The organism is Oribacterium sp. oral taxon 078 str. F0262 (assembly GCF_000160135.1).
Lineage (GTDB): Bacteria > Bacillota > Clostridia > Lachnospirales > Lachnospiraceae > Oribacterium.
In genome coordinates, this window is record NZ_GG729933.1 from 141982 (window position 1) to 159134 (window position 17153).

Here is a 17153-nt window from a genome sequence, read left to right on the forward strand (position 1 = left end):
GGATCAGATTAAAAGAGAAGAAGGGTGGGAATGAAACAGAGAGAGGATGGGAAGGCGTTTCTCACAGAGGAGGAGCTTCGGCAGAGGGCGCTGGAGGGACTCACAATCATGGACGATCTTTTCATGAGGAATGTCCTGGAGGACGAGCGCTGCACGGAATTTATCCTGCGGGTAATTCTGGAGAAGAAGGAGCTTAAGCTGGTAGAGCAGAAGATCCAGAAGGACTATAAGAACATGCAGGGGCGCTCTGCGATCATGGACTGCGTCGCGAGAGACAGCAGGGGAAGGCTCTACGACATCGAAATTCAGGGAGACCGGGAGGGAGCATCCCCGAAGCGTGCGAGGTATTACAGCGGACTTTTGGATATGCATTCTCTGAAGGCCGGAGAGGACTTTCAAAAGCTGAGGGAGAGCTATGTGATCTTCATTACGAGAAGCGACGTCCTCGGTCATGGGCTTCCAATCTATCATATCGAGAGGATCATCCGGGAGCGGGGCGCGGAGTTCGGGGATGGGACTCATATCATTTATGTGAATTCGAAGATTCAGGACGATACGGAGCTTGGGAAGCTGATGCATGATCTGCATTGTAAAAAGGCTTCGGAGATGCATAGTGAGGTGCTGGCGAGACGAGTCTGTGAACTGAAGGAGACCGAGAAAGGGGTCAGGCGTATGTGCAGGGAACTGGAAGAGCTGATGGTGACAGCGGAAGAACGAGGCATGCAAAGAGGCAGACGGGAAGGCAGACAGGAGGGAGTCGCTGAAACCAAGAGGGAGATGGCGAGGTCTCTCCGGGATGAAGGGATGCCGACGGAGCGCATCGCGAGGATTATGAAGGAGAAGCTGGAGAGGATTCGGGAATGGCTGGAAGAAGCGCCCGCGGCGCCGGCCGGCAATTAAGTAATTGAATTGGCTGCGGACAGGGATTGGCATCCTGTATCTGTGGCTTTACAGTTTGGCCCTCTTGCCCCCTGTTTGCTGTAGGAAGGGCCCTGAACTGCTGCTTGCTAAGAATCCAGCGGGGTATAAGAAAGCGGAGGGCCTGGATCAGATTAAAAGAGAAGAAGGGTGGGAATGAAACAGAGAGAGGATGGGAAGGCGTTTCTCACAGAGGAGGAGCTTCGGCAGAGGGCGCTGGAGGGACTCACAATCATGGACGATCTTTTCATGAGGAATGTCCTGGAGGACGAGCGCTGCACGGAATTTATCCTGCGGGTAATTCTGGAGAAGAAGGAGCTTAAGCTGATAGAGCAGAAGATCCAGAAGGACTATAAGAACATGCAGGGGCGCTCTGCGATCATGGACTGCGTCGCGAGAGACAGCAGGGGAAGGCTCTACGACATCGAAATTCAGGGAGACCAGGAGGGAGCATCCCCGAAGCGTGCGAGGTATTACAGCGGACTTTTGGATATGCATTCTCTGAAGGCCGGAGAGGACTTTCAAAAGCTGAGGGAGAGCTATGTGATCTTCATCACGAGAAGCGACGCCTTCGGTCATGAGCTTCCAATCTATCATATAGAGAGGATCATCCGGGAGCGGGGCGCGGAGTTTGAGGACGGGACCCACATCATTTATGTGAATTCGAAGATTCAGGACGATACGAAGCTTGGGAAGCTGATGCATGATCTGCATTGTAAAAAGGCTTCGGAGATGCACAGTGAGGTGCTGGCGAGACGAGTCTGTGAACTGAAGGAGACCGAGAAAGGGGTCAGGCGTATGTGCAGGGAACTGGAAGAGCTGATGGTGACAGCAGAAGAACGAGGCATACAAAAGGGAGTTACCGAGACCAAGAAGGAGATGGCGAGGTCGCTCCGGGATGAAGGGATGCCGATGGAGCGCATCGCGAGGATTATGAAGGAGAAGCTGGAGAGGATCCGGGAATGGCTGGAAGAAGCGCCCGCGGCGCCGGCCGGAAATTAAAAGAACAGCCTCTGCATTGCAAAAAGGCTTCAGAGATGCACAGTGAGGTGCTGGCGAGACGAGTCTGTGAACTGAAGGAGACCGAGAAAGGGGTCAGGCGTATGTGCAGGGAACTGGAAGAGCTGATGGTGACAGCGGAAGAACGAGGCATGCAAAGAGGCAGACGGGAAGGCAGACAGGAGGGAGTCGCTGAAACCAAGAGGGAGATGGCGAGGTCTCTCCGGGATGAAGGGATGCCGACGGAGCGCATCGCGAGGATTATGAAGGAGAAGCTGGAGAGGATCCGGGAATGGCTGGAAGAAGCGCCCGCTGCCCCGGCCGGAAATTAAAAGAACATCCGGATGGATCGCGGGCAGGGAGCTGCATTCCATATCTTAGGCTCTATAGCTTGCTTCCTTTGTCCTGCATCCAGATACGCTGAGCTGAGGCTTGAAACTGCTTGTGATATCGCATAGGATATAGTACAGTATCAGGGATAGATGGGGGGCAGAAATTTTGTTCTGCTCGCTCTGAGTCGTTATCATGAGATAGAAAAGGGGCTTCGCAATGTCCGCTGTCTGGAAAAGATCGGTCGCGTTTTTCGGCAGCATTATGCGGGCGGAGGGGTGAAACACGAATGGAATCTTCCGGGAAGCGCAGATGGAGTTGCTTCTGTCCTGAGCATGGGGGTGTTATGAGAAGAAAAACGATAATTTTTATCCTTGCGGCAGCGCTGCTTTCTATGCTGCTTTTGTCCTGCGGCGGGAAGGGAGGCTCCGCGAAGCTGACAGAGCTCAGCGTGGAGGAGCTCACCGACTTTGTAAAGACGCACGGAAACTACGGCTCGGAGACGCCGAAGGCGGAAGACGGCAAGGTGGGCAGCGAGGAGAGCGGCTGCTGGGCGAGCTACGAGACAAAGAAGGGGAAGATCATAAGTGTCACGCTGCACGGCAATGAGGCAAAGCTGGGAGCGCAGAAGCTCGCCGCATACTTCATGGAGAGCGTGAATCTCCTGAAGGCCGGTCCCGATGCCGAGATGGGGGATATGCAGCTCCTCATGGAGGATCTCCTGAAGCGCACGGTGGAGGGAAGCTATCTCGTGGACCAGCATCACTACCTGCTGAACTGCAACGAGGATGAGAAGACACTGACGATCGACCTCATGGAGGACAGTAAGGGCTCACACTGACCGAGGAATTGATCGAAGGATCGAAAAATCAGGGGATCAAAGAATCAAGGGATCAAAAACAGCGCCGATATCTGCATTCTGACTTTGCGGGTATCGGCGCTGTCTTGTTTTGATTCCTGGGCCTTTGAAAGCCTGTATTGCTTTTTGTTATCGCGTTATTATTCTCTGCCTCATGCGTGTTTGCATTTCCCCTCCGCCTTCCTTCGGCGGCTGTGTCTCGAGCCGGAGGAATGATAATTATGTATCTTCAGCGCCCTGCTGCTGCCCTCCGCCTTTCTTCGGCGGCCGTGTCTCCAGGCAGATGGATCTTGTCACTCCCAATGCTCTGCCGCCTTCTGCCTTTCGTCAGCGGCCGCGTCTCTTTCCGCTGCTCCTGCTGTCGTGCTCTGTGGCATCGAGATTTCGGGATACAGTCAGCTCCTGATTGTCGATATGCTCCTTCATCAGCGCCTTCGCCCGGATGATATCCCGGATGCGGATGGCCTCGAGGATCTTTTCATGCTCACTGATGAGCGTTCCGCGCTGCGCCTCATCCTTGATATACTCGAGACGGTATCGGTACATCTGCTCCCGCAGATTATTGATCATCTGGATCAGGCGCTTGTTTCCGGTCGCTTTGTAGATGATGTCGTGATAGGCTTCGTCTGCTTCGGCGATCTGCATTTCTGTGCCGGATTCCACAACCTTTTTGAAATGATCCTCGGCGGCGCGGAGGCTTCGGAGCTCTTCCTCCGTGATCCGCTGGCAGGCGAGATCGGTCGCGAGCTCCTCGAGTGCGCCGCGGACCTCCAGGACATCCTGCAGGGCCTGATGAGAGATTTTAGCGACTTCGGCACCGCGGCGGGGAATCATCAAAACAAGGCCCTCCAGCTCCAGCTTTCGGATCGCCTCCCGGATCGGTGTCCGGGATACTCCGAGTTTTTCCGCGAGCTGGATCTCCATAAGCCGCTCCCCGGGCTTCAGCTCCCCCTTCAGGATCGCCTGTCGGAGCGTATTGAAAACCAGATCCCTGAGGGGAAGATATTCATTCATATTCACGGTGAAATCACTCATACAACCTCCTGCTGTATTTTGCCATGCGGCCCTTCCTTCCCTTCGCCGCTTTCGGAAGCCAGGGCTCCGTCAGGAATGCCTGCCCTGCGAGCCTCCGTCCCTCCCCGAAGCGGAAATCCCGGCGGCAGTGCTCCGCGGCACTTTTCTCCGAAAAGAGCCCGAAGACGGACGGACCGGAGCCGGACATCAGAGTGCCGAGGGCACCGAGGGAGAGCATCCTTTCCTTGATGGCTCGGATCTCCGGGTGCTCCCGGCAGCTCACAGTCTCCAGAATATTTCCCATATTCTTTGATAGGGCCGGGATCTCCCCCGCATTGAGAGCGGAAATGACGGCATCCACGTCGGGATGAGCGCTCCTTGGGAGACGGCCCACATGGAGATTCTCGTAGACGAAACGCGTGGAGATGGAGAAGGCCGGCTTCGCGATCACGATCCAGCAGGGCGGCATCCCGGGGAGGGGACTCAGCCTTTCTCCGATTCCCTCTGAGAGCGCCGCGCCGCGCATGAGACAGAAGGGGACATCAGCCCCGAGTCTAAGCCCCCGTTTTCGGAGCTCCTCCCGGCTCAGGCCGAGGGAAAAGAGGCGGTTCATCCCATCCAATACCGCGGCCGCGTCGCTGGAGCCGCCCGCCATACCGGCGGAGACCGGGATGATCTTCTGGAGCCTCATCCGAACGCCGCCTTCCAGCCCGAACTCATCGATCAGGAGCTTTGCGGCCCGGAACATAAGATTATTCTCATTTACGGGGAGAAAGCTCAGATTGGTGTGGATGTCGATGCCGGGCTCCTTCTTCGGGAAAAGATCGATCCGGTCATGCAGCTGAATGGTCTGCATGACCATCCGGACTTCATGGTAGCCGTCCTCCCGCTGCCGGAGAACATCCAAAGACAGGTTGATCTTTGCGTAGGCCTGAAGCTTCAGCCCATCTGTGACAATGCCCATGCCTCTTCCCGCTCCCCTCCTCCGGATGCTTACGCCATATTTGATGCCAATGCCGCTCTGTCAATGCCTCTGTCGCTTTTGCGGTATCAGAAAGATAAGCCAAGATAAGCTGTAAATAGATTAAATAGAAGCTCTGCGCGCCAACGCTTCCGGCTTTTTCACATCCTGTATACAATACAAAGCGAATTTTAAACGATTTCTTGCATTTTTGCAAGTACAAAGCGGAAATGATCACAGAATAGACATGGAAAAGTCGTAAGGAATATAAACAGAAATATGTGGTATGATGATTCCGGCAGAGGCCGAATTTCGTTTTACGGAGGATCATATGATAAGAAAAGAGATGAGATGGACAGCGGCCTGCATGAGTACGGCGCTTCTTTTTTCCGCGCTTTCCACGGCGGCGTATGCCGCACCGCGCCGCAAGGTCTTCGCGGACAATGTTTCGGAAAGCCCGCATCAGACCTCCTTTGAGAGGGAGAGAAGCGCGGAGGAGTGGGCGAAGCTGAGAGACAACCGGATCGAGTGGGATGAGATTCAGACTTTGGTCCACGAGTATAATCCCACGATCGCGAGCATGTGGATCTCCTTCCGGCAGAACGATCACCGCGGAGCCTATCATATCGACTATGAGAAGGCGGAGCAGAAGATCGAGGATGCCTATCAGAAGGCCATGGAAGCCGCGGATGGAAATGAGGTCGCGGAGGCGCTGGCGGAGATGCGCTACCAGAGCGATTCCGCCCGCTCCGATGTGGACAGCAATGCCCAGAGCTCCGATCGGGAGGCGGCGAAGCTTCAGATCGAGCAGTCTGAGCTCACGACGACAGAGACGATCCGGAAGTCGATCCTGTCCATGTACAGCTCGAGGGCCAAGGCGGAGACGGCGAAGACAAATATCGATCAGGAGAGTGCGAACTACGATGCGGCTGTGCGGAAGCTCAACGCGGGGCAGGGCACGAATCTCGACGTCCTGAATGCGAAGGAGGCGAGAGAGAAAGCGCAGCTTTCCCTCTCTCAGGAGAATGCCTCTGTGGAAAAGAATACAGAGCTCATCCGCGTAGACCTCGGATGGCGCTATAACGATGAGCCTGAGCTCCCGGAGGCTCCGATCCCCGGGGAGGAGCAGCTCAACGCGCTGGATCTCCAGGCGGATACGGAGACCGCACTGAAGGAAAATTATCCAATCCGCATCACGGAGCGAAAGCTTGCGGTTTCCCAGACGGAGACCCAGCTTGCGAGTCTGAATACGACGCTCCAGAACCAGAAGGAGTCTGTGCGCGCCGATATGATCTCGCGCTATCAGGCCGTGAAGCAGGCTCGGACAGGACTTGAGCAGGCTCGGCTTCAGAGCTCGAACCTCCAGGCCGCGCAGAGCAGCGCGGAGCGCGCCTATTCGGTCGGAAGCAAGAGCCGGAGAGAGATGGAGACCGCGAAGAACCAGGCGGAGAGCGCAAAGCGCTCGGAGCGGATCGCGGAGCTCAGCCTCGCGGAAGCGTATTATGACTATCTGGCCGGGAAGCAGGGTCTCGCGAAGGCGGGAGGAAGCCAGTAAGCATCCGGCTCGGACTTCTGCGCTTTTTCTTCGCTGCATCCGCAGCTCAGAGGGATCCACAGGGATGCCTGCCGCTCTGCCGTTTATATCCGCCTGGGCACAGGCCGTCTGCCGCCCCGGCGCTTAGCGATTTGGTTCTGTAAATCGCTTACGCGCCGTTGGTCGCGGCAGTCGGAGCGAGAGCGTCCTTTGCCGGGCGGGTAAAACGGCAGAAAAAGCGGCAGCCCTTCGGAAGGCACAAGAAACATTATACAGGAGGAGAACGAATGAAGAAATGGAGACGAAGGGGCGCTCTGTGCGCCGGAGCGGCGCTCTTCCTTTCCTGTCTCGCGCTTTCGCAGACGGGCGCGGCGCTTGCGGAGGAGAGCTCCTGGAATCTGGAGGACAATACGATTGAGTTCTATGAGGTCCCGGCGCTGACGGAGAAATACAGCGGTATCGCGAAGCTGGAGCAGGCCGTGATGGAGAGCAGTACCGCCGGGATGAGGGCAGTGGACAATGCGGTGGACGCGCAGAGGAAGGATATCGTCGCGGAGCTCAATGATGAGATTTCGGAGCTCAAGGCGCAGAGGACGGAGAGCCGGGATGAGTCGCTCAGAAACAGTCTCTCCGCCAGGATCCGGGAGATGGAAAGAGTCCGGGACAGCAGGAAGTTGGTGGGCGGACTGGATCAGAGTCTGGGCGCGGTGAGCGAGGCGCTCTCGCAGCTTCGCAGTACGAAGGACTCCGTGGCACAGGCACGGAGGAGTGCGCAGACCGCCGTGAAGGCGAATTTCTATACCGGGAAGAAGCTTCTGGAAAATGGAATGCAGGAGCAGTTTTTCAGCGTGAAAAAGCAGGAGCTCGCACGCTCTTTGCAGGAGCAGAGAGTAGCGCTCTATCAGGCGGAGTACGAGAAGACGGAGAAGAAAAAGGCGCTGGGTCAGGCGACAGAGCAGGAGCTGCAGAGCGCGCTTGTCGATCTGAACGGCGCGAAGGCGGATCTTCAGACCGCGGAGAACGGCCTTTCGAGTCTTCGCCGCGCGGTCGGGGTTTCCCTGGGCTGGAAGCCGGAGAACTGCGGGGGGATTTCCTTCGGGGATACGCCGGATTACCCCAGAAATTATATGGACAGCAGGAATCTCGAGGCGGACACGAAGAGTGCCCTGCAGCAGAACAAGGAATTCGGGGATGCGCAGAGGATCGCGGACAAGGATTTTACGACCTGGGACAAGAGAGAAATCAGTATCGCGGAGACGGAGCAGAGAGTCCGCGCTGCGGTGAGAGAGCTTTCCCGGAATACCAGGGAGAAGGCGGCCGCCTGGGAGGCGTCGGAGACGACGGCGGAGATCGCAAGGGCGCAGGCGGAGAAGGCGGAGCATCTCGCGGCAGTGGGCATGAGCAGCCGCCAGGATACGGCGAAGCTGAAGCTCGCCGCACTCCAGAAGGAGAGCGAGGCGAAGACCGCGAAGCTCGATTACGAGCAGTCGATCTATGATTACGAGCAGGCTGTCACGAAGGGAGTTATGGAGATCTAGGAGACGCTGCTGCCGCTGACTTCGGCAATGACTTATAATAATTTCAATCGGGATATTTTCGTCTGAGGACAGAGGCGGAGAAGGGGGAGAGGAAGAAAGGCCATGGCAGGAAAAGCGAATAAGGCGCCGGTCAGTGCGATTACGGCGATCACGGATCACGAGGAGAAGCTGAAGGCACTGGATGTCGCGCTGACAAAGATCGAGAAGGACTTCGGGAAGGGATCCGTCATGAAGCTCGGCGAGTCCCGCGTCAACAAGGACATCGAGACGGTGCCCACCGGGGCGCTTTCTCTGGACATCGCGCTCGGAGCAGGGGGATTTCCGCGGGGGAGGATCATCGAGATTTATGGTCCGGAGTCTTCGGGGAAGACGACTCTCGCGCTCCACGCGGTCGCAGAGGTACAGAAGCGCGGAGGGATCGCGGGCTTTGTCGATGCGGAGCATGCGCTCGATCCCCGCTATGCGAAGGAGATCGGCGTGGACATCGACAATCTCTATATCTCGCAGCCGGATTCCGGAGAGCAGGCGCTGGAGATCGCGGAGACCATGATTCGCTCCGGCGCGATCGACATCCTGGTCGTCGACTCTGTGGCGGCTCTGGTTCCGAAGGCGGAGATCGACGGCGAGATGGGAGACAGCCATGTGGGACTGCAGGCCCGTCTTATGTCGCAGGCGCTCCGGAAGCTGACCTCCATCATCTCCCGCTCGAACGCGATCCTCATTTTCATCAATCAGCTCCGTGAGAAGGTGGGAGTGATGTTCGGAAGCCCGGAGACCACGACGGGCGGCCGCGCGCTGAAGTTCTATGCGACGATCCGCATCGACATCAGAAAGGGAGAGCCGATCAAAAGCGCCAGCGGAGAGCCCTCTGGGAATCGGGTGAAGGTGAAGGTCGTGAAGAACAAGATCGCGCCGCCCTTCAAGCAGTGCGAGTTTGATATCAGCTTCGGGAGCGGCATCTCGAGAGAGGGCGATGTGCTGGATCTTGCGGTCAATGAGGATATTGTCGATAAGAGCGGAGCCTGGTTCGCCTATGAGGGAGAGAAGATCGGTCAGGGCCGGGAGAATGCGAAGGAGTATCTGAAGAAGAATCCCCGGGTGATGGCGGAGATCGAGGGGAAGGTCCGGGAGAAGTTCGGACTGAAACCGGATCCCTACGAGGCGGCCGCCGCGGCGGTCCCGGATCCCGCGGATTCGGAGAAGAGCGATGCGGGACAATAAGCCGGGGGCGGAGGGGAGTCCTTCGCCGGAAAGAGAAGGCCTCCTCCGGCGCTGCAGGGAGCGCTGCCTCTATCTCATCACGGATTCGGAGAAGTCGGAGCGGAGGATACGGGAGAAGCTTGTCCGCTCCGGGAAGTACCCGGAGGATATCATAGAGGAGGCGATCGCCTTCCTGAAGGAATACAACTACCTCGATGATCTTCGCTATGCGAAGAGGATGATCCAGAGCTATGCGGGGAAGAAGTCCCTCCGGGAGATCGAGCAGAAGCTCTTTCAGAGAGGGATTTCCCGGGAGGAGATCCGGCTCGCCGAGGAGGAGCTCCGAGAGGAGGAGGCTCTTTCCGAGCGGGAAGAGGAGGCGCTTCTCCTTCAGATCCGAAAGCGCTGCGAAGATCCCCGCAGGCTGGATCCCGGGGAAAAGCAGAAGCTCTGCGCCTCCCTCTGCCGGAAGGGCTTTTCCTATGAGAGAGTCAGAGCGGCTCTCTGCGCGGAGGAGATCTGGGACTTGGATCCTTGAGCGGGGGAAAGAATGCGGAAGAAATGTTTTCGGCAGGGGCTTGACAGAGGAAACTAAATTGTGTACAATGTAGTTGCGCAAAGGAAATGAAGGATCCTCGGCGCCGAATAATAAATGCACAGAATTTAGATTCCGGCAGAGCCGGTGGACGCGTCCGGGAGAGCGGCGGTGAGCGAAATCGCCTTCCGGGCGCCGGTCAGTAAAGGAGGATAGCTCTCATGGCAGCAGAAAAGCTTAGAGGAAGCGATTTTGAGGCAAAGGTTTTACGTTCGGATCTCCCGGTTTTGGTGGATTTCTGGGCGGATTGGTGCGGGCCCTGCAAGATGCTCTCTCCCGTTGTAGCTGAGATTGCGGAGGAGGCGAAGGACTTTAAGGTATATGCTGTAAATGTCGATGAGGAGCCGGAGCTTGCGAGCCGCTACGGCATCCGCTCCATCCCGAGTCTTTTGGTCTTTAAGAACGGAGAGATCGCGAAGCAGTCCGTGGGCGTCATTCCCAAGGAGCAGATTCTCGAGCTCTTAAAGTAAGAGCCGGAGGCAGGGAGAGGAAAGACCATGTTTGATATTATCATTGTCGGAGCGGGGACGGCGGGATTATCCGCTGCGATTTACGGACTCAGGGCCGGAAAATCCGTGCTCCTTTTCGACGGGAGCTCCTACGGGGGGCAGATCGTCAATACGCCGGATATCGAGAATTATCCGGGGATTAAGCATATCTCCGGCTATGACTTCGCGACAGGACTCTATCAGCAGGCGAAGGAACTCGGAGCGGAGCTTCGCATCGAGAAGGTGCTCTCGATCGAGGACCTTGGGCAGACGAAAAAGGTCAGGACAACGGGAGGAGAGTACGAGGCGGGGGCTGTGATCCTGGCGACGGGGGCCAGGAAGCGCGAGCTCGGCCTTCCGAATGAGAAGGCTCTCGTCGGAAGAGGACTGTCCTACTGCGCGACCTGCGATGGGATGTTCTTCCGAAACCGTATTGTCGCGGTGAACGGCGGAGGAAACACCGCAGTGGAGGACGCGTTCTTTCTCTCGAATTACGTGAAGAAGGTCTATCTGATCCACAGGAGGGATGCCTTCCGCGCGGCGGAGAAGGATCTGGAACGTCTGAGGAAGAGGGAGAATGTGGAGTTCATCCTGAATACCACGATCTCCGCTCTCAAAGAGAATGAGGGCGGACTCTCAGCCTTGGAATTAAAGGATAAGGAGGGGGCGGAGAGAGAGCTTCCGGTGGACGGACTCTTCGTTGCCATCGGGCAGAGCCCGGACAACGCGGCCTTCTCCTCCTTGGTGGAGCTGGATGAGAAGGGGTATATTGTGGCCGGGGAGGACTGCCTCACCAAGACAGCCGGGATCTTTGCCGCGGGAGACGGCAGGACGAAGGCAGTGAGACAGCTTGCCACAGCGGCGGCGGATGGGGCAGTTGCGGCACTCGCGGCGGCTTCCTACCTCGATGAAGAACCTCGCTGAAACCGGAATTTCTGCCGTCTGCCGCGCCTTTTGGTGCGGCGGGCGGCGGTTTTCTGCGCTTCCCCGGAAGCGAAGCTTAGAAGGGAGTGACGATGTCGGATTATGATGCTTTGAAGCTGGAAAATCAGCTCTGTTTTCCGCTCTACGCCTGTGCAAAGGAGATTACAAGACGCTATAAGCCCTTCCTCGACCGGATCGGCCTGACCTATACGCAGTACATCACGATGATGGTGCTCTGGGAGAAGGGAGAGCTGAGCGTCAAGGAGCTGGGAGAAAGCCTCTATCTCGACTCGGGCACCCTGACACCGCTTTTAAAGCGCCTGGAACAAAAGGGACTTCTCACGAGAAAGCGCTCCGAGCGGGACGAGCGCTCCCTGGAGGTCCGAATCACGAAAGAGGGGACGAAGCTCCGGGACCTCGCACTCACAATACCGAGGGATATGGGAGACTGCATAAAGCTAACGAGAGAGGAGTTTCGGACACTCTACTCACTGCTCTATAAAACCCTCTACAGCATCGAAAATTCGATGGAGGACTAAAGAATTTGGCCCCGCAGACAGCGCCCTGCCAATGAATCAAGTTGACAGGACTTTTTTATTTTTATAAAATGATTCCAGCGTCTTAAAGTCTCTCGTTCGCGACGTGCGGGCACGGGAGCGGAAGAGAGACTTTAAGACGCGCCTCGGCATGAGCATGGAGGGGGAGCAGGACTCCCCCGGGAATGCGAATGACGGGAGCATGCAGGGAGACGCGAAGCGGCGAAAGCATGCGGGAATCCTTTGAAAGGCGAAAAGAAGTCTCACGACCGCGACGTGCGTGCACGAGAGTGGAAGAGAGACGTTAAGACGCGCCTGATATCAATATTTTTATAAATTGTATTGAAACGAATTAGCAGCTTCGGATGATTTACTGCGGCAGTGCCGCGGACCCGGAGCGATCGATGCTTAGATGAGACTGATTCGCCGGGGGGCGGGTCATGTCTGTTTTTGTCAGTTGGAGAGAGCGGAGGAGGTACAGAGTTGAACCCAGTGGGCATCATTATCGCCGCGGTTGTCGTGGCGGCCGCAGTGGGTTTCGTCGCGTTTATCCTCGGGCAGAGCAAGGCAAGGGCTGAGTATGCGAAGACGGTGGGCACAGCCGAAGAAAAGTCCCGGGAGATCATAGATGATGCGATTCGAACAGCGGAGAATAAAAAGAGAGAAGCGCTCTTAGAGGCAAAGGAAGAGGCTCTCCGGGCAAAGAACGACCTGGACCGGGAGGTCAAGGACCGCCGGAAGGAGGTTTCCGAGCTCGAGCGGAGGATGCTGAAGAGGGATGAGGCCTCGGAGCGAAGGGCCCAGTCTCTGGAGAAGCGGGAAGCGGAATTCGGGAGGAGAGAGAAGGGACTCGAGGAGAGAGAGGCGGAGATCGAGCTTTTGCACGCACAGAAGCTGACAGAGCTTGAGAGAGTCTCGGGGCTTACCAGGGATCAGGCGAGGTCCGAGCTTCTGCATTCCGTCGAGGACGATATCAAGCACGATACGGCCATGATGATCCGGGAATACGAGAACCGCGCGAAGGAGGAGTCGGAGAAGACGGCGAGGGAATATATCGTCGAAGCGATCCAGCGCTGCGCGGCGGATCAGGTGACGGAGTCCACGGTCTCTGTCGTGCAGCTGCCAAACGACGAGATGAAGGGCCGCATCATCGGCCGGGAGGGCCGGAATATCCGCACGCTGGAGCAGCTCACCGGTGTGGAGCTGATCGTGGACGACACTCCGGAGGCCGTGGTGCTCTCCGGCTTCGATCCCATCCGCCGCGAGGTGGCCCGCATTGCCCTCGAGAAGCTGATTGTGGACGGAAGGATCCATCCCGCCCGCATCGAGGAGGTCGTGGAGAAGAGCCGGAAAGAGGTGGAGGACAGCATCAAGGAGGAGGGCGAGTCCGCGGTGCTGGAGCTCGGGATACACGGGATCCATCCGGAGCTTGTCTATCTGCTCGGCAGGATGAAGTTCAGAACCTCCTTCGGACAGAACGCCCTGCAGCATTCCATGGAGGTCGCGCAGATCTCGGGGCTTCTCGCGGAGGAGCTGGGGCTGGATGTCCGCATGGCGAAGCGGGCCGGGCTCCTGCACGATATCGGAAAGGCGATCGATCACGAGATGGAGGGGACCCATGTGGACCTCGGCGTCGAGCTCTGCAAGAAGTATCATGAGCCGGAGCTTGTGATCAATGCCGTCGCGTCTCATCACGGAGGGACGGAGCCGAGCAGTCTGATCTCCTGCCTGGTCGCGGCGGCGGATGCGATCTCCGCGGCGAGACCCGGAGCGAGGAGAAAGTCACTGGAGAGCTACACGAATCGCTTGAAGGAGCTGGAGGATATCGCGAACTCCTATCGCGGCGTCGAGAGGTCCTTCGCCGTGCAGGCCGGCCGGGAGGTTCGGATCATGGTGATACCGGAGCTCGTAAATGACGATGAGATGGCGATCATGGCGAGGGATATCTCAAAGCAGATCCAGGATCAGATGCAGTATCCCGGCGTCATCAAGGTAAATATCATACGGGAGTCCAGAGCGGTAGGCTACGCGAAGTGACGGAGAAGAGAATATGAGGGTCGGCGCAGAAATCCCCCGAGGGACTGTGCCGGCCCTCTGCGGCAAAAAAGCGTTTTACGGAGAGGGCCTTTCTGCCGGACCGCACTCATCCTGGCGATTTTCGCGCTGCGAAGCGGGTCCGTCTTCCGGGGCTCTCTGTGGAGGCGAAGAGGAGAAACGCGCGGAGCGTTATTTCGGAAACGGAGCGGACTGAGCCGGAAGGATTTTAAGGCCCCGGGGAAGGGCGTGAGGGGAGAGGAATGAAGAGAATGGGGAGAACCAGAAAAAAGCCGCACCGCATTTTGCGCTGGATCGGCGGCTTCCTTCTCGGCGGCTTTTTGGTCGGCCTCGTCCTTATGGCCGTGGGCTGGTTTTTCTATCTGCGCCCGGAGTATGAGCGCCTGAAGAAGATCGCCTATGATAAGCTGGCCTCCGGCAATGTCGAGGACCTCACCCGCCTCTCGGACACCGTCATTTATGACACGAACGGGGAGATTCTCGGCATTGTCAATGCGGGACACTATGTCTATGTGAAGATCGACCAGATCTCGGAGAACCTGCAGCATGCCTACATCGCGCAGGAGGACCGGAAGTTCATGAAGCATCACGGCGTGGATTATATGGGGACGCTCCGGGCCCTGATTCAGCTCATCCGCCATCGCGGCAGGATCACGCAGGGCGGCTCGACGATCACGCAGCAGCTGGTAAAGAATACCTACTTAAGCTCCGAGAAGGTCTATACGAGAAAGATCGTGGAGATGATGCTCGCCCAGGAGCTGGAGAAGCGCTACTCCAAAAGCGAGATTATGGAGCTCTACTGCAATACGAATTTCTATGGCAATAACTGCTACGGCGTGGAGTCCGCGAGCCTCTATTATTTCAATAAATCCGCGGCGGATCTCACGATCCCGGAGGCCGCCATGCTGGCCGGGGTCTCCAATGCCCCCTCGCGCTACGAGCCGCTGAAGCATCCGGACGCCTGTCTTGCGAAGCGGAACCGGGTGCTCAATTCCCTCAGCGTCTGCGGCTATATCACGGCGGAGGAGTGCGAGCAGTACAAGGCCATGGATCTCGGCGTCTCCCGGAATATTCAGAGAGAGACGGACGAGGATTACCTCACCTCCTACGCCCTCTACTCGGCGACACTCACGCTGATGGATCTGAATGAGTTTCATTTCGAGTACCTCTGGGAGAATGAGGCGGAGCAAAAGGCCTACGAGGAGAAGTATAACGAGAGCTATGATTTCTACAACAAGGAGATCCGCAGAGGGGGTTATCAGATCTACACCGCGCTGAACCCGGAGATCCAGAGGATCGTGCAGGAGAAGCTGGACAAGGATCTCGAGAAATTCAAGGATTTGCAGGAGAACGGCAAGTTCTCCATGCAGGGCGCGGCGGCGGTCGTGGACAATGAGAGCGGCTATGTCGTGGCGGCGGTCGGGGGAAGAGGGACCGAGGACAAGTATAACCGGGCCTACCTGAGCGTCCGTCAGCCCGGCTCCTCCATCAAGCCGCTCCTGGACTATACCCCGGCGCTGGACAGCGGGAGATACAGTCCGGGCAGTCTCATCGATGACCACAAGTTCGAGAACGGGCCCTCGAATTCCGGGGATCATTATTACGGACAGGTGACGCTCCGGGAGGCGGTGAACCGCTCTTTGAATACGGTGGCCTGGCAGGTGCTTTCCGATATCGGGGTGGACTATGGCCTGGATTATCTGAAGAGCATGCATTTTCAGGGGCTGAGCTGGGTGGACAATACGTCGGCGGCGGTATCCATCGGAGGCTTCACCAACGGGACGAAGATTGTGGATATGGCGAAGGGCTACGCCGCTCTCGCAAACGGAGGGCGCTTCAGCGAGCGAAGCTGCATCCAGAAGATCGTGCACCAGAAAAACGGAGAGATCACGAAGAACTATCATCCCGGCGATGTCCAGATTTACCGGGAGGACAGCTCCTACATGATGACGGACATCCTGAAGGGGACGATCACGAAGCCCTACGGCACCGGGCGCGGCCTCGCGCTGGATAAGAGCATGCCCTGCGCAGGGAAGACCGGGACCAGCAACGCCTCAAAGGACACCTGGTTCTGCGGCTATACGAGATACTACACCATGGCGGTCTGGGTGGGACATGATCTGCCTGCGCCGATGCCGGGGATCTACGGCGCGACCTATGCCGGAAAGATCTGGAGGGATGCCATGAATGTCCTCCACAAGGATCTCCCTGTGAAGGACTGGGACAAGCCGTCCACGGTGGAGACGCAGACCGACAAAAAGACGGGGATTGAGGATCTTGTCTCTACGACAGCCGAGGTCCGTGCCGCGGCCTCCCTCCGGAAGAAGACCGAAAAGGAGAAGAAGGCGGAGGCGGAAGAGCTGCTCACGAAATACGAGAGCATGATAATCAGCCGGGTGGAGGATATCTTTACAGAGAGGGAGCTCTATCAGCAGATCAAGAGTGACGCGGATATCGTGAGCGACGCGGAGAGCAGGAGAAAGATCTTCTCCCGCCTCTCGGAGAGAAAGAAGTATTTCGACAAGATCGAGGACAGCATGCGGGAGGAGATCCAAAGCTACGAGGAATCCAGCGAGGAGGAGTCCAGAGTGCAGAGCTCCATCGCAGCCTCAAGGGCAGAGGAGAGCCGTATCGCCAGGGAGCGGGAGCGGCGCCTCGCGGAGATTCGGGCTCTGATCCAGAAGCTGGAGGAGGCGGAGTATCAGGATAAGGATACGGATGCCATGCTTTTGACGGCCCAGAAGATCCTCGCGGATTATAAGCCGAGGGACGGAGAGGAGGACCTCACGGAGGAGCTTGAGAATGCGATAGAGCGTGTGAAGAAGCTCCCGCGGCGCCCGGACGAAAACGGGCAGGGGCAGCTCAATCCGGAGTCTGCGAGTACAGACGGCCAGCAGGGAGGGCCCGGCGTGATCGGGCCCGGAGACCCCAATCTCATGAAGCACCCGAGCGCGGGGGCGGAGGTTGGCGGATCGGATAATTCCGGCCCGAACGGCGGAAAGTCCCGGGTGATCGGCGGCCGCTGAGAAGAGATGCCTATGGCTGTGCGGCTCTTGCGAGGGGGATCTTCTTACAGGGTGATCGGCATCCTTTCCGTTGGCAGGCAGTCGCAGATCAGAAATAGAATCCATCCTTCCCCGCTGAGAGAGATCTCAGAGAGGGAGAGGGGGAAGCGCCAAAGAGAAGACGCTTCCCCCTCTCT

Annotated in this window: 15 protein-coding genes; 13 read left to right on the forward strand and 2 right to left on the reverse strand. The window is 57.5% G+C overall.

The window, feature by feature from the left end; genetic code table 11:
- Positions 1-30: 30 nt before the first annotated feature.
- From GCWU000341_RS00625 to GCWU000341_RS00645, 4 genes are all read left to right on the forward strand, one after another.
- Complete coding sequence (locus GCWU000341_RS00625; RefSeq protein WP_009213666.1) at positions 31-900, forward strand: Rpn family recombination-promoting nuclease/putative transposase; 870 nt, start codon at positions 31-33, stop codon at positions 898-900.
- Between the two features lie 174 nt (positions 901-1074).
- Positions 1075-1920, forward strand: coding sequence for an Rpn family recombination-promoting nuclease/putative transposase (locus tag GCWU000341_RS00630; protein WP_009213668.1), 846 nt, complete (start codon positions 1075-1077; stop codon positions 1918-1920).
- A gap of 35 nt (positions 1921-1955) precedes the next feature.
- The gene (locus GCWU000341_RS00635; RefSeq protein ID WP_009213669.1) at positions 1956-2249 is read left to right on the forward strand and encodes a hypothetical protein; all 294 of its coding nucleotides are present in this window, start codon (positions 1956-1958) and stop codon (positions 2247-2249) included.
- A gap of 344 nt (positions 2250-2593) precedes the next feature.
- On the forward strand, positions 2594-3088 hold the full coding sequence (locus GCWU000341_RS00645; protein ID WP_009213671.1) for a hypothetical protein: 495 nt from the start codon (positions 2594-2596) through the stop codon (positions 3086-3088).
- A 345-nt stretch (positions 3089-3433) separates the two neighbouring features.
- Here the strand turns inward: GCWU000341_RS00645 and GCWU000341_RS00650 are convergent, their stop codons facing one another.
- Both GCWU000341_RS00650 and ispE read right to left on the reverse strand, forming a co-directional pair.
- Positions 3434-4141 carry a GntR family transcriptional regulator gene (locus GCWU000341_RS00650; RefSeq protein WP_009213673.1) on the reverse strand — a complete coding sequence of 236 codons (708 nt, stop codon included), beginning with the start codon at positions 4139-4141 and terminating at the stop codon, positions 3434-3436.
- On the reverse strand, positions 4134-5084 hold the full coding sequence (gene ispE, locus GCWU000341_RS00655; protein ID WP_009213674.1) for a 4-(cytidine 5'-diphospho)-2-C-methyl-D-erythritol kinase: 951 nt from the start codon (positions 5082-5084) through the stop codon (positions 4134-4136). The genes GCWU000341_RS00650 and ispE overlap by 8 nt, the downstream gene beginning before the upstream one ends.
- Positions 5085-5412: 328 nt before the next feature.
- On the opposite strand from ispE, the gene GCWU000341_RS00660 reads away from it, so the two are divergent.
- The 9 genes from GCWU000341_RS00660 (at position 5413) to GCWU000341_RS00705 (ending at position 16977) form a co-directional block, all read left to right on the forward strand.
- A complete protein-coding gene (locus tag GCWU000341_RS00660; protein WP_040653120.1) occupies positions 5413-6636 on the forward strand; it encodes a TolC family protein in 1224 nt (407 codons plus the stop codon).
- Between the two features lie 266 nt (positions 6637-6902).
- A complete protein-coding gene (locus tag GCWU000341_RS00665; RefSeq protein WP_009213677.1) occupies positions 6903-8153 on the forward strand; it encodes a hypothetical protein in 1251 nt (416 codons plus the stop codon).
- A 102-nt stretch (positions 8154-8255) separates the two neighbouring features.
- Positions 8256-9374: a recombinase RecA gene (gene recA, locus GCWU000341_RS00670; protein WP_009213678.1), complete on the forward strand. Its 1119-nt coding sequence runs from the start codon at positions 8256-8258 to the stop codon at positions 9372-9374.
- Positions 9361-9891, forward strand: coding sequence for a regulatory protein RecX (locus GCWU000341_RS00675; RefSeq protein ID WP_009213679.1), 531 nt, complete (start codon positions 9361-9363; stop codon positions 9889-9891). Before recA ends, GCWU000341_RS00675 begins: the two co-directional genes overlap by 14 nt.
- 218 nt (positions 9892-10109) lie before the next feature.
- Positions 10110-10418 carry a thioredoxin gene (trxA, locus tag GCWU000341_RS00680; RefSeq protein ID WP_009213680.1) on the forward strand — a complete coding sequence of 103 codons (309 nt, stop codon included), beginning with the start codon at positions 10110-10112 and terminating at the stop codon, positions 10416-10418.
- A gap of 27 nt (positions 10419-10445) precedes the next feature.
- The gene (locus tag GCWU000341_RS00685) at positions 10446-11360 is read left to right on the forward strand and encodes an NAD(P)/FAD-dependent oxidoreductase (protein WP_009213681.1); all 915 of its coding nucleotides are present in this window, start codon (positions 10446-10448) and stop codon (positions 11358-11360) included.
- Positions 11361-11452: 92 nt separating this feature from the next.
- A complete protein-coding gene (locus tag GCWU000341_RS00690; protein ID WP_009213683.1) occupies positions 11453-11899 on the forward strand; it encodes a MarR family winged helix-turn-helix transcriptional regulator in 447 nt (148 codons plus the stop codon).
- A 489-nt stretch (positions 11900-12388) separates the two neighbouring features.
- Complete coding sequence (gene rny / locus GCWU000341_RS00695) at positions 12389-13933, forward strand: ribonuclease Y (RefSeq protein WP_009213685.1); 1545 nt, start codon at positions 12389-12391, stop codon at positions 13931-13933.
- A gap of 260 nt (positions 13934-14193) precedes the next feature.
- The gene (locus GCWU000341_RS00705) at positions 14194-16977 is read left to right on the forward strand and encodes a transglycosylase domain-containing protein (RefSeq protein WP_009213687.1); all 2784 of its coding nucleotides are present in this window, start codon (positions 14194-14196) and stop codon (positions 16975-16977) included.
- The last annotated feature ends 176 nt before the right edge of the window (positions 16978-17153 follow it).